Annotated in this window: 11 protein-coding genes; 4 read left to right on the top strand and 7 right to left on the bottom strand. The window is 63.6% G+C overall.

The features are described 5' to 3' along the window. Positions 1–49: 49 nt before the first annotated feature. Together P12x_RS25090 and P12x_RS25085 are read right to left on the bottom strand one after the other, a co-directional pair. Positions 50–1225, bottom strand: a complete 1176-nt coding sequence (locus tag P12x_RS25090) for an acyltransferase family protein (RefSeq protein ID WP_435007754.1) — start codon at positions 1223–1225, stop codon at positions 50–52. Positions 1226–1346: 121 nt separating this feature from the next. After that, complete coding sequence (locus P12x_RS25085; RefSeq protein ID WP_435007753.1) at positions 1347–2246, bottom strand: polyphosphate kinase 2 family protein; 900 nt, start codon at positions 2244–2246, stop codon at positions 1347–1349. A 297-nt stretch (positions 2247–2543) separates the two neighbouring features. Between P12x_RS25085 and P12x_RS25080 the strand changes: the two genes are divergently transcribed. Continuing rightward, positions 2544–4085 (top strand): hypothetical protein, encoded by a 1542-nt coding sequence (locus tag P12x_RS25080; RefSeq protein WP_435007752.1) that lies wholly within the window; start codon positions 2544–2546, stop codon positions 4083–4085. Between the two features lie 212 nt (positions 4086–4297). Here P12x_RS25080 and P12x_RS25075 read toward each other — a convergent pair whose 3' ends face one another. Together P12x_RS25075 and P12x_RS25070 are read right to left on the bottom strand one after the other, a co-directional pair. Then, positions 4298–5584 (bottom strand): esterase/lipase family protein, encoded by a 1287-nt coding sequence (locus P12x_RS25075; protein WP_435007751.1) that lies wholly within the window; start codon positions 5582–5584, stop codon positions 4298–4300. A gap of 666 nt (positions 5585–6250) precedes the next feature. Then, the gene (locus P12x_RS25070; RefSeq protein ID WP_435007750.1) at positions 6251–6538 is read right to left on the bottom strand and encodes a hypothetical protein; all 288 of its coding nucleotides are present in this window, start codon (positions 6536–6538) and stop codon (positions 6251–6253) included. Between the two features lie 813 nt (positions 6539–7351). Between P12x_RS25070 and P12x_RS25065 the strand changes: the two genes are divergently transcribed. Further along, positions 7352–8932, top strand: a complete 1581-nt coding sequence (locus tag P12x_RS25065) for a sugar ABC transporter ATP-binding protein (RefSeq protein ID WP_435007749.1) — start codon at positions 7352–7354, stop codon at positions 8930–8932. A gap of 6 nt (positions 8933–8938) precedes the next feature. On the opposite strand, the gene P12x_RS25060 is transcribed toward P12x_RS25065, so the two are convergent. Further along, positions 8939–10168 (bottom strand): molybdopterin molybdotransferase MoeA, encoded by a 1230-nt coding sequence (locus tag P12x_RS25060; protein ID WP_435007748.1) that lies wholly within the window; start codon positions 10166–10168, stop codon positions 8939–8941. A 275-nt stretch (positions 10169–10443) separates the two neighbouring features. Between P12x_RS25060 and P12x_RS25055 the strand changes: the two genes are divergently transcribed. Continuing rightward, positions 10444–10923 (top strand): hypothetical protein, encoded by a 480-nt coding sequence (locus P12x_RS25055; RefSeq protein WP_435007747.1) that lies wholly within the window; start codon positions 10444–10446, stop codon positions 10921–10923. A 139-nt stretch (positions 10924–11062) separates the two neighbouring features. On the opposite strand, the gene P12x_RS25050 is transcribed toward P12x_RS25055, so the two are convergent. Together P12x_RS25050 and P12x_RS25045 are read right to left on the bottom strand one after the other, a co-directional pair. After that, positions 11063–11677 carry an FMN-binding negative transcriptional regulator gene (locus P12x_RS25050; protein WP_435007746.1) on the bottom strand — a complete coding sequence of 205 codons (615 nt, stop codon included), beginning with the start codon at positions 11675–11677 and terminating at the stop codon, positions 11063–11065. Between the two features lie 28 nt (positions 11678–11705). Continuing rightward, on the bottom strand, positions 11706–12068 hold the full coding sequence (locus P12x_RS25045) for an ArsR/SmtB family transcription factor (protein ID WP_435007745.1): 363 nt from the start codon (positions 12066–12068) through the stop codon (positions 11706–11708). A 312-nt stretch (positions 12069–12380) separates the two neighbouring features. Between P12x_RS25045 and P12x_RS25040 the strand changes: the two genes are divergently transcribed. After that, complete coding sequence (locus P12x_RS25040; protein WP_435007744.1) at positions 12381–12815, top strand: DsrE family protein; 435 nt, start codon at positions 12381–12383, stop codon at positions 12813–12815. The last annotated feature ends 21 nt before the right edge of the window (positions 12816–12836 follow it).

Here is a 12836-nt window from a genome sequence, read left to right as displayed (position 1 = left end):
CCGAGGCCCGGTCAAGCGATTTCGATCAAATGGAACGACCTGGAGCCGGTCAGATCCGGACGAAGATCCTCTGCCGGTACATCCCGTAGGCGATCAACCAGAAGGCCAGCAGGACAGTCGCCGAGCGGACCGTCGGGCCGTAGTCTCCGTCGAAGAGGGTCTGGCCGAAATGGATCTGGAGCTGCCCGGCGACGAATGGCTTCATCAACTGGGCCATCATGTAGAACGCGATCGAGTTGACCCCGACCACGACCATCGGGAACGCCCAGCGCCGGAACCCGGCGACGTCAATCAGGCCATAGAACAGGGCGAGCAGGAGCGAGGTCCACCCCGTGCTGTACACCACCCAGGAAGGAGTCCAGATCCGCTTGACGATCGGGCAAATGGCCCGATCCAGGCCCCACCCCAGCGCCAGGCAGGCCACCCCCGCCAGGACCAGCCAACCAACCTTGGCCATCGGGCGAGCCCCCGACCGCAGGAGCCCCCCCGCCAGCACCCCCGCGAGCATCGTGGCGATCGACGGCACGAAGTTCAGCGTCGCGTATCCCCCCTCATTCACGACGAAGGGGGAGCCCGACGGTCGAGGGAAGAGATTCAGGAACACCCCGTCGAAGGCCGCCGCCGGGTTGGTGTCCCTCGCCCAGTGGGCCAGGAACCCCGTCAAGGCGCCGGCCTCGGGAGAGTCTCCTCCCGGATATCCGGACCCCGGCAGGGGGTAGAGGGCGAACAGGAGCCAGTACCCCACCAGGATCGCGACCAGCGCCGCGAACTGGACCCGGGCCGATCGGCCGAGCAGCAGGAAGACGAACGGGTAGCCCAGCCCGATCTGCGCCAGGACGTTGGTGAAGACCCAGTTGGTCTGCCGGTTCCAGGCCGATGCCAGGAAGACCCCGAGCAGGACCAGCACCGTCGACCGGATCAGCGCGTGCCCGAACTGCCCGCCCTGCCCCTCGCCCCGGGCCGTGCGGTTGGCGTAGGAGAACGGCATCGCCACGCCGACGATGAACATGAACGAAGGCTGGATCAGGTCCCAGGACGAGCAGCCCCGCCACGAGACATGCTCCGTGTGGAAGCTCAAGGCCTCCCAGAGCCGATCCCCGGGATGCAACTGCGCCGCCTTCCCCAGGGCGAGGCCCCCCGAGGCCATCGCCAGCATCACGAACCCTCGATAGGCGTCGATCGAGACCAGCCTGTCGCCAGGCCCGGTGACTTGTAGAACGCTCATCTCGACCCTCGCCTGCAATGTGAACTCGACGGAGCTGGAAAGGACATGCGGCTATCTTGATGATGATTCATCGAGGTCCGGAGGACGTACGCCCGGGGTGGGTCCATCTCGATCACTCGGCTCACTCCGCCGAGAGCTGCCGCTTCGCCTCGGCCAGGCTCGCTCGCTGCTCGTCGGTGACCTCGGGATACTTCAGGTCCATCGAGCGGATCGTGGTGGTGATGACGTCCGCGACGACGGCGCGCGTGACCCACTTGTGATCGGCCGGGACGATGTACCAGGGGGCCCACCTCGTGCTCGTCGCCGAGAGGCAGTCCTCGTAGGCCTTCATGTACTTGTCCCAGTAGCCTCGCTCGGCGAGATCCGCCTCCGAGAACTTCCAGTTCTTTTCCGGGCGGTCCAGCCGTTCCAGGAACCTCCTCTTCTGCTCGTCCTTCGAGATGTTCAGGAAGAACTTGAGGATGACCGTGCCGTTCCTCGCCAGGTGCCGCTCGAACGCGTTGATGTCCTGGTATCGCCGTTGCCAGAACTTCTTGCCGTCCACGTTGCCGGGCAATTGCTGCCCGTCCAGCAACTTTGGGTGGACCTTCACGATCAGGACATCCTCGAAGTAAGACCGGTTGAAGATCCCGATCTTCCCACGCTCCGGGAGGCAGAGCATGTACCGCCAGAGGAAGTTGTGGTCGAGTTCCCCGGCCGAGGGATGCTTGAAGCTGTAGACCTGGCACCCCTGCGGGTTCACGCCCGACATGACGTGCTTGATCGTCCCGTCCTTGCCGGCGGCGTCCATCGCCTGGAAGAGGATCAGCAGCGAGTATTTCTTCCCGGCATAGAGCAGGTCCTGGGCCTCCGTCAGATCCGCCAGGTTCTCATCGAGGAGCTTCCGGGCCCGATCCTTGACCACGTCCTTCCCGAGTTCCTCCAACTCCTCGGTCTGACTCCAGCCGGGATTGTGATGCTTCAGCCGGACCTTCTTGCCGGGGGGGACGCGAAACAGGTCGATGATATCCTTGCGAATCACGACGGACTCCGAAAAGGGACGGACCCGCTCCAGGCGATTCCCGAGCCACGAACCACCACTATGGTTCCCGGAAGCCTGGGAGGAATAGTCAAATCCCGGAGCGTCGTCCAAAATTTCAGGATTCCTCCTGGATTCTCCAGGAACTCGGTTCGTCGGAGAATCTCGGAAGGCTATTTACCGGGCCCTCCCGTACTCCGAGAATACTCGGCGGCTACGCAATCTCACGGTTTGCTCGATGAGTATCCAGATAAATTTTGTTCGTGTGTTCATGCTAAACTTTTACAGGGCGATAGAACCGTGACAAATCGATATTCCGCACTCCTCCTCGCGTTCACCACCTTCTGCCCTCCCGTGGTGGTCGTTGGGCCATCCCTCGCCGCGAACGATGCGCGTGGCGAGGCGGCACCGCTGCTCGCCGGGGTCGCCAGGATGGAGATCACCGATCGCGCCGCGGGACCGGTGAATGATCCTTGCTATGTGAAGGCGATGGTGCTGAAGCAGGCCGAAACGACGGTCGTGCTCATCACGCTGGATGCGGTGGCCATCGGCGAAATCGGGCGGATCGGGAATGACTTCCTCGCGAAGGTGCGCGAGCGGTTGGAGAAGGATCTCGGGGTCTCGCCGTCGAACGTGCTGATCAATGCCAGTCATTGTCATGGGATCGTCCGGGCCGACACCGATCAACTCACGGTCCGGGCGGTGAAGGACGCGGCCTCGAAGTTGATGCCCGTCCGGGCGGGCGCGGGAGCCGGTCACGAGGACCGGATCAGCGAGAACCGTCGCCTGAAGCTGAAGGATGGCAGCGAGGTCGACATGCGTCGTGCCTACTCGATGCCACGCGATGAGGACGTGGCGAGCGTCGGGCCGATCGACCCGCAAGTCGGGCTGCTCCGGCTGGATCGCGAGGACGGCACGCCCCTGGCGGTGCTCTACACCTTCGCCTGTCATCCCATCATGAACCCGCCCAGCAAGGGGAACTCGGCCGACTATCCCGGCTTCGCCTCGAAGGCGATCGAGGAGACGCTCGGCGAGGGGTCGATGGCCTTCTTCGTCCAGGGTTGCGGCGGCGACATCAACCCGGTGCGTTACAAGGAGGCGAGCCGTCCAGCGAATGCCGAGCCGCTCGGCAGCATGCTCGGCCTCAGCGTCTTGAGTGCGGCCCGCAAGATCCAGACCGTGCCGAACGCCGAACTCCGGGTCAGCAACGAGGTCATCGCCCTGCCCCGCGCCGCCGACTTCGAACGGAGGATCGCTGCGATCCAGGCCGACCAGGCCCGACTCGTGGCCTCGCTCAGGCCCACGAACATCAATTTCAAGACATTCCTGCCGATGCTGATGCAACGGACCCTCTCGCCCGACTTTCCGTCGCACTATTCGCAAGGCTACCTGCACGACCGGACGCTGGGCCGGGATGCCCTCCCGCAACTCGATGCCGACAACCGCGTCGGCGTCGACGACTACCTGAAGAACATCCAGGTCATGGAGCAACTCACGCGGTTGAACACCAACCTCGCCCTGCTGAAGAAGCATCAGGAACAGACCCTGGCCGCCGGAAAACCCACGCTCGACGTCGAAGTGGCAGGGCTACGGATCGGCGACTTCAAGCTGGTGACCTTCCCCGGCGAACTCACGGTCCAGATCGGCCTCAACATCAAGAAGGCCGCCAACGATCCCCATGCCTTCGTGGCCGGCTACACCAACGGCTACATCTACTACACGCCCACGAAAGAGCAGCGAGAGAATACCGGCTACGCGCAAGAAGACTGCGATAGCCTCGTGTCCCCCGAATGGCAATCGATGTTCGAAACGAAGGCGCTGGAAGTTCTGAGGAAGCTCTGAAGTCGCGAGGAACTCAGGAACCCTACCATCCATTGACCAGGACATTGCACTTTCGTTCTGGGACAATCCAGCGGAATGGTGGCAGGCTTTGCGGTAGGGTGGTCTTGGGAAGTTGCGCTCACCATGCGGTCGAATTGGCTTCCGAGGTAAGCGACGATTACCCCTGTTACCCCACGCGTCCGAAATCATGTCTAAACGTTATCTCTTGCGTATTAAAGTGATTGTCGATCGGTGATCGAAGCGACCCATTCGGCTATCTTCGTGAGTGCCGTTCGATCGTTGTATAGAGCCGAGTGTCGAAGTACCTTGGAGTACCAAGGCGACCGGGTGGTTACCACTAACTTCTCGCACGAGATATCGCCAGGAGGACGCAACTCGGGATTTACTCGAAAGAGGTTATGCGATCCGGTTGGTCCTCGACCGTAGCCCATGCCCATCGAAAACCACCTCCAATGATCCAGTGCCTTGTTCATAAAGGTAGGAATGAAGAATATGGTTGCGATGACCACGAGGAGAACGACCAGTTCTACAAGAATGAAAAAGATGATAATCAACGGACCCGCGCCAAAATCATGACGCTCTCCGGGTGGCGGCAGGTGTTTGAAATCATAAACTAAAGCCCAGAGTTCTCTGCCCAGTAATGCTGCCATTCCTATCGATCCTAGGAACCATAGGCAGGAGATGGCTTTTATCGATATAATCCCTGTACTGTCTACCGAGTTCGTCGTTTCAAGCACGAGCATGGCCTCATCGCCTTGCGTTGAAACCGCCAGCAAGGGCGCGGGCGCTACGCGAGGGCCGCTCAAAAATCGAGCGAGTCTGGCCTGGGACCTAGCTAATTGCTGAAATTCGGGCCCACCGGGACGAAAGTCACGACGCGATTTCAACCATAATTTTATGCTGCCGGTGTACGTTGCGGCGACCAGAATTAGATAGAGCAGCGATTTGACTTGAGATCCACTTGGGCCGTTCCCACTAAGTCCCATTAATGCAACAGGAACCGCGATCGTCAGCATTAACGCAAATACCAATGTGCCGATAGCTGCGAACTGACCAGAAAATCCTCTGTATCGAGAATTTTTTTTAATGTCAATCTCTTCGGGGCGAATGAAGGGTGTCGCAAGAAATACTATCGCGTTAAGATTCGGGTGACCTTGACTTCGGGTCCGCCGCAGGCCGTAGAGTACGACATTGCCGCCATGGCTGTGGGCGACTATGACGTGCTTGCTCTCTGGGTATTTCGCCGATAGTTCACGAAAGAATTTCCTGAATGCGAGTCCCGCCTTTATTCGGTCAAAATGCGAATTCCCGCCCGTCCATCGGAAGGTCTCGAAAACGGTGCTGGAGGCGACCAGCCTTTCTTTCAGGACCTCGCGCAATAGTGAACCATCCTGCGTCCAACGGGCGCGGGGTGCGAAAGTTCCATGGACCAATGTTATTACGTAATGGGGATGGGGTGCCTGATCGGATGCCGGGTCGGATTCTTTATCCTTCATCATCTCAGACCATTCCGGTGTGCGGAGAACAGCCACTTTTCGATCGGAATTGAATCGATTCAGGATCTTTCAGGAATATGAGAGCGGATGCAAGGTTTATAACTCCTCCAGCCTCACAATCTCGATCCCCTACACTACCGCACCCTCTCTGTTCTTGGACACCTTGCACAGCCTCATCGGTAAACCCGCTCTATAGGGATATCAATTGTTGATATAAAATTTGTTTGCGTGGATTCTCTTCGGGAAGCCTGAGTTTCACAGGTAGTTCGACCCAATCGGGACGAGTGGGGTGGGTCGCCCGAGTCCAGGCCGCCCGGGTATCTCGCATGCGATGTGAGGGGTCGGTAAGGTGTTTCCTGAAATTCAAGCCATTCGCTGTAAGTCTCAATCCATCAAAAGAATAGCGTGCGGTCGCCCTGGTCGATATCCGCCTCGCTCTTGCAGCTTATCGCGGAACTTATCCAGCCCCTCGCCGGTGATTAGCTCCATTATCCTATGCGGATCCTCTCTCCAACCTCATCGCGTTGTTGACACGAGCCCCGATCCCACCCAGGGCGAACGCCGCGATGAACATCATGGCGTCTCGGATGGTGAACTTCCGCAACGGATGGGCTAGCCGGGAGATTTGCTCACGCTTCGCGAGAGCGGGCCACCCGGACCATCGCAACCTCAAAGGGTTTTCGCCTTCGCGACGGCCTTTCGTTTGGCCTGCCGGAGCGACTGCCAGGCGGAGAGGATCCCCAGGCCGATCGCGAGGTAGGGGATCGCCAGGACCGCGATTCGGGGTGCCCGGGTGATCCAGTCTCCGAAGAACAGGTGGGAGAACGCCACGGCGATCATCGAGCCGACCGTCACGAAAACTCCCGAGATGACCGCCAGGATGTAGGCGGAAATCGGAATCCGGCCCGTGGCCGCGGGACGAGCGATGGGGGCCTGCGGAGCTTGGAATTCGTTCATGTCGGAGATTCTCGGTGATCCGGGGACGGCGGGATGGATCCGGACGCGAAGAGTGGCGGTCCGATTATGACGGCCCTCAATGGGTGGAGGAAGGGGTAATCCTCCGCTCCTGATTCCACTCCGCCGCCCTCACTCCCAGGGTGTACCCAGCGATTCTGGGGGACATTGGGAAGATCGCTTGCTGTTGGCTCCCGGAGCAAGCTCCGGGTTCGAAAGCGGAAGCAAGCTTCCGCACTCCAGGGCGGCTTCGCCGCTTGGGGGGGCGGGTCGAGCTTGACGAGCCGCCGGAGGCTTTGGAGTGCGGAAGCTTGCTTCCGCTTTGCCCGGGCGGAGCTTGCTCCGCCATCACAAATCCCGGAGACCCTGGGCACACCCCCTCCCACGCCCCAGGCTCGCACGCTCCGCGTGCCCCTCTCGATTCCGGGAGACGGGCCGAAATAGTCTGTTAGGCCCGACCGAGATCCCGCGATCCTATCCCAGAAGGGCTCCGTTTCGGCTTTCATCGACCCGGTTGGGTCGAGTGTCCTCGGGTGCCGGTCGGAACGAACCCATTCTCGGGGATCGAAGCCATCCGGCGGTCAGAACGAACCCATTCTCGGTTTCGGAAACGAAGCCACTGCGGGTCGAAACGAACCCACTCTGGGCTGAAAATGGCGGACCAACCCACTTCGGGGCCGAGAAGGCGAGAACAAACCCATTCTGGAGGTCCGAACGAACCCATCATGGGCGCTGGAACGAACCCACCGCTCCGGGGGCTCAATCGCCGTGGACGGGCGGCCTCGACCCTTCCGGGTTGCTTTCGAGGGTCGTACGATGGTGGCTCCAACCTTTCGAGACTTCCGGGACCGACTCACGATGCACGACATGGCCACCCCTCGGCTCGAGATGCGGGAGATCACCAAGAATTTCGGAGGGGTCCACGCCCTGAGCGGGGTGGGGTTCAAGGCCGTGGCGGGGGAGGTCCACGCGATCTGCGGCGAGAATGGGGCGGGCAAGAGCACCCTGATGAAGATCCTGGCCGGGGCGATCCTCGCCGATGGCGGGCAGATCCTCCTGGACGGCGAACCGGTCAAGTTCGACGGGCCGAGGGATGCCGAGGACCGGGGGATCCGGATCATCTATCAGGAGCTGAACCTGGTCCCCGAACTCTCGGTCTCGGCCAACCTCTTCCTGGGCCGCGAGAAGACCGGGCCGTTCGGCTTCCTCGACGGTCGGGCGATGGAGGCCCACGCCCGAGCGGTCTTCGAGCGGCTGGGAACGCCGATCTCCCCACGGGCAAGGGTGGCGGACCTCCGGATCGGCGACCAGCAAATGGTCGAGATCGCCAAGGCCCTGGCCTTCGACGCCTCGATCCTGATCATGGACGAGCCGACGTCCGCCCTCTCCGACGCCGAGGTGGCCCGGCTCTACCGGGTGATCCGCGACCTCAAGTCCGCCGGGACCACCATCCTCTACATTTCGCACAAGATGAACGAGGTCTTCACCCTGGCCGACACCGTGACCGTCCTCCGCGACGGGAAGTTCGTCGCCTCCGCCCCGAGGGCCGAGTCGGAACCGTCGGAGGTGATCCGATGGATGGTCGGCCGCGAGATCGCCGGGCTCCACTTCGACGAGCATCCCCAGGTCGGACCTCGGAGGCTGGAGGTCCGGGGGCTCGGCCTGGCCAGCCCTCCCGGGAGCGGGCGTCCCGCCTTGCGTGACCTGGACTTCCACGTCGGGGCGGGCGAGGTGGTCGGGGTCGCCGGTTTGATGGGCGCGGGTCGGACCGAATTGCTGGAAGCCCTGTTCGGGGCGTGTCCCTCGAAGCCCCGAGGGACGATCCTGCTGGATGGCGAGCCCGCCACGTTCTCCGACCCGGGCCGGGCGATCGAGGCGGGCGTGGCGCTGGTGACCGAAGACCGGAAGACCCTGGGCCTATTCGCCAACATGACGGTCGCCGAGAACATCACGATCCGGAGGCTCGACGCCCTGACTCGCGGGGGGCTGGTCGACCCCAGGGCCGAGCGTCAGGCCGTCCGCGAGTCGATCGAACGGCTCTCGATCAAGACGGATGGCGGCGGGGCTCCGATCGGGAGCCTTTCGGGGGGGAATCAGCAGAAGTGCATCATCGCCCGATGGCTCCTGATTAACCCCCAACTCTTGCTGCTGGACGAGCCCACGCGCGGGATCGACGTCGGGGCCAAGGCCGAGATCTACGCCCTGATCCGCCGGCTCGCGTCGGAAGGGATGGCGATCCTGATGACGTCCAGCGAGCTTCCCGAGTTGCTGACCGTCGCCGACCGGATCCTCGTCCTCTGCGAAGGACGACTAACGGCGAACCTGCCCCGATCGGAGGCCAGCGAGGAGTCGATCATGCATGCGGCGACCCGGTTCCTGGACCGGGTCGCCGGGTGAGGAGGATCAATCGAAGGGGAGGATCTCGGCCCGCTCGCCGCCGGACCAGGGCCCTTCGCCGGGAGGGAGGAGGGCCAGGCCACCGGCTCGGGCGAAGGAGGGGAGGTCGTGTCCGTTCCGGAGCGTGATGGGCCGGGCTCGTCGACGGCCATCCTCGTCCTCGGAAAGTTCGACGGCCACGGCGCGGAGGAGGTCGCCCGAAGCAGGGTGCGAGCCGTCCCAGATGGCCCCAAGGGTGGAAGGTTGGGGGTCGGTCGAGCCCTGGAGCCGGGCGATGAGGGGTCGGACCAGGGTCAGGAAGGCGATCGAGGCGGTCACCGGGGCGATCGGGAGCTGGAAGACGTGATGGGCGACCCTCCCCGAGTCATCTCGGATCACGCCGTGGCGGGCCCGCCCCCCGGGCCTCATCGCCAGGCCTTGGACCACCGACTCGTGCCCGAAGGATCGGAGGGTCCGCGCGATCGACCTCGAAGCCGGCCCCAGGATGATGATGACCGGGGCCGAGGTCGCCCGCTCGAAGGCGGGGTCGAACTTCGACTCGGGGACGGCCTGGAGGTCGTGCGGCATGGCGCCGGATTGGAGGGCGAGGGAGACGAGGGCCGCGTTGGCCGCGTTCCGCTCGCGGTGCATGACGGGTGCCTCCGACGGCCCGACCAGATGGTCGCCGACGGCCAGGACGGAGACCCGGACCCGTCGATGGCAGAACGGGTGGACGATCCCCTGCGAGGCGAGGAGGCCGACCATCGAGGTCCGGAGGCGGGTCCCGGCCGGGGCGATGATCGAGCCCGAGGCCATGAGGTCCCCCCGCCCGATCACGTCGAGGCCGGGCTCGACACCGTCGAGGACCTCGATGACGCGGGTCGGTCCGGAGTCGGGGTCGGGCCGGGCCAGCTCGGATCGGAGGACGGCGTTGGCCCCCGCGGGGAGTGTGTCGCCGGGGGCGACCCGGATCGCCTCGCAGGCCTCGATCGCGACATCCCTCGACCGCCCGGATCGACGAGTCCCGGCGACCCGGAGGAAGGTCCCGGCCACGGCCTCGGCCGAGTTGACCGCGTATCCTTCGCGGGCGGCGCGATCCGAGGGCGGCGAGTCGACATCCGCCAGGATGGGCTCGGCCAGGACCATGCCGAGCGCATCGATCAGCGAGACCTCGATCGGCTCGCCCGGTTCGGCCAGGTCCAGGATCTGCTCTCGGGCCACTTCCAGGGACGGTCGCGTGGGAATCGTTCGGGACACTGGGCATCGCCTCCGGTCGGGTCTTGGTCGGGCGGGATCATAAACCGAACGGCCCGATCTCCCAATGCAGGATTCCGGCGAGAATGGGCGACTTCGAAAGTTCGGGGATAGATTTTCCGGATTGACTGGGCTTGATCCCCCCGACCGGCCGATCCTGTAGTTGTGACGGATTCCGGACGACCGCTTCGGGCGACACCGGGCTTCGATTGTTGATGAGGATGGACCGACGGCCGCCGGCAATCCGCCGGTTGCCGCTACCAAGGAGGGTGGAACCGATGTTGTCCTCCCGCACGGGATTGCCTCGACGGCCGGCCGGCCTGAGCCGGTCGGTCCTGGCCGGACTGGCCGTCCTGGGCCTGGTCGCTTCGACCGGCTGCCAGGTGGAATACGCGGGGATGACCTTGCCCTCGGGCAAGTACTTCCACGACGACGTCCAGTACTTTGCCAAGGGCCCCGAATTCCCCTACGCTAACACCCAGGCCGCCACCCAGCGGGCCCGGATGCAGGCCGCCGGGATGGCCACCCCGCCCCCGCCCGGCACCGTCGTCCCGCCGACCATGGGCGGGGCCGCCCTCCCCGGGACCGGCCCGGGTGTCGCCATGCCCCCGGCCGGTGCCGGCCTTCCCCGGCCGAACGCGGCCTCCGAGATGGAAAACGCCGAACTGGGCGGGGCCAGCGCCCCCAATCCCCCCGCTCCGGGAATGGTCCCCGGGCCGGGAGATGGCCCGGGCGGTTTCGTCCCGCCCCCGAACTGATCGGAATCCTCCAGGCCGAGAACTCTCCCGAGAATCTCGAGAGGTTACCGGCCTGACGAACACCCCTGCCCTCTCCCTTTCGGGGAGGGTCGGGGTTTTTCCATGCGCGGAACCCGAGGAATTTTCGGATCTCGCGGCCTCAATCGAACGTCCGCCCCATCAGGTCCGCGATGGCCCGAGAATCCTCGTCGGATCGCGAGGCCAGGGCCCTGAGGACCTTCCGCCTCCGCTCCTCGGGGTGATTCTGGCTCAGCTTCCATTTCCCTTCGAGTCGGGTGAGCTCGATCCGGAATCCGACGATCGCCTTGAGTAGCCCCTCGACGTGCGGTGCCGACTCGTCGAAGGACCAGGGCTCGGGCCTCGAATTCTCGTAGACGCCGACCGACTTGCGGAGGATCTCCAGCAGATCCGCCCGATCCTCGACGACCCGGAACCGTCCGTAGGCATGGACCGCGACGTAGTTCCAGGTGGGGACCGTCCCGCCCTCCTCATACCAGGTGGGCGATATATAGGCATGCGGGCCGGAGAAGACGGCCATCACCTCTCCCTCCACCCGTCGCCATTGTGGGTTGGCTCGGGCCATGTGGCCGAAGAGCTGACCCAGCTCGCCGACCTCGGCCTCCAGGATCAGCGGGAGGTGGCTGGCCGTCAGGCTCCTTCCATCGTTGGAGGTCAGGATCGCGAAGCTCTCTCGACGGATGAAGTCGTGTAGCCTGGCCGTGTCACGCTCGGCGAAGGCGGAGGGGACATACAAGGGGTTGCTCCTGCTTCGAGAAGTGGCCTCAATCCTCGCCGATGTTCGCCCCCAGGCCCTCGATCAGCTTCTTGTGTCGGGCGACTTCCCCGCGGGCGTCCTCGACGATCGTCCGGCAAACGAGATGGCAGAGCCGCTCGACCAGCGGGTCGTCCAGCTTGTAGATCACCTGCAGGCCTTGCTTCCGACGCGACACGAGGCCCGCCTCGGCCAGCATCTTCAGATGCTTCGAGACATTCGCCTGCCCCCTCCCGGTCTCCAGCACCACCTGCGTGACGTTTCGCTCGCCGCTCATCAGACATCGGAGGATCGCCAGCCGACTCGGATCCGAGAGCATCCGAAACTTCTCGGCGATCAGATCCAGGAATTCGTCGGGGATCGTGGCCGCCATGGATTGACTAGATAACCGTTGGGGAATATAGTTGAGTCCGTAAGCTGAAAGTATTTTAGCACGCCACCGTCCAGAAGGAAGGCGCCGTGATGGAGGGTTGGAAAATGAAGGATCTGCTCCTGGTGGTGGGGGTCATGGCCCTCTGGTTCGTCCTGAATCGATGGGTCCTGCCCGGGATGGGCGTCCCGACCTGAATGAGCGGTTCCTGTGCGGTGTCACCGCACCAGACCCGAGACGGATCCGGCCCGACCGGAGACTCCGACTCACCCCGATCGATCCCCGAAGACCGTTAATTAGTGGAGGGACTCCGCGATGATCCGGATGTCGGTAATTGGCGTGATGGTCGTCGGGCTGACGATGGCCCTGCGGTCGACCTCCTCGGCGGGGCCGATCCTCGAGGACGGCTCGATCAAGGTGGTCGTCCACGTCAACTTCCCCGAGCCCGGGACCCAGGGGGCCGGGCTGAAGAACGTGGCCAATATCCTCAAGGATGCCCCCGATGCCGAGATCGAGGTGGTCTGCCACGGGGCGGGCATCGGCCTCGTGGAGAAGGCCCGGACCGACCACGCCGAGGCCATCGAGTCGCTCGTGAAGCAGGGCGTGAAGTTCGTGGCCTGCGAGAACACGATGCGGCAGAAATCGATCCGCAAGGAAGACTTGCTCCCGGGCGTGGGCACCGTGCCCTCGGGGGCCGTCGAGGTCATCCGCAAGCAGCGTCGTGACGGATTCGCCTATTTCAAGCCCTGATCGGCCTCGGGCACTCCCGTC

Source organism: Tundrisphaera lichenicola (assembly GCF_051175385.1).
In the GTDB taxonomy this organism is placed as follows: domain Bacteria; phylum Planctomycetota; class Planctomycetia; order Isosphaerales; family Isosphaeraceae; genus Tundrisphaera; species Tundrisphaera lichenicola.
Note: the sequence above shows the minus strand (reverse complement) of the source record. Positions and strands in the feature narration are given on the sequence as shown.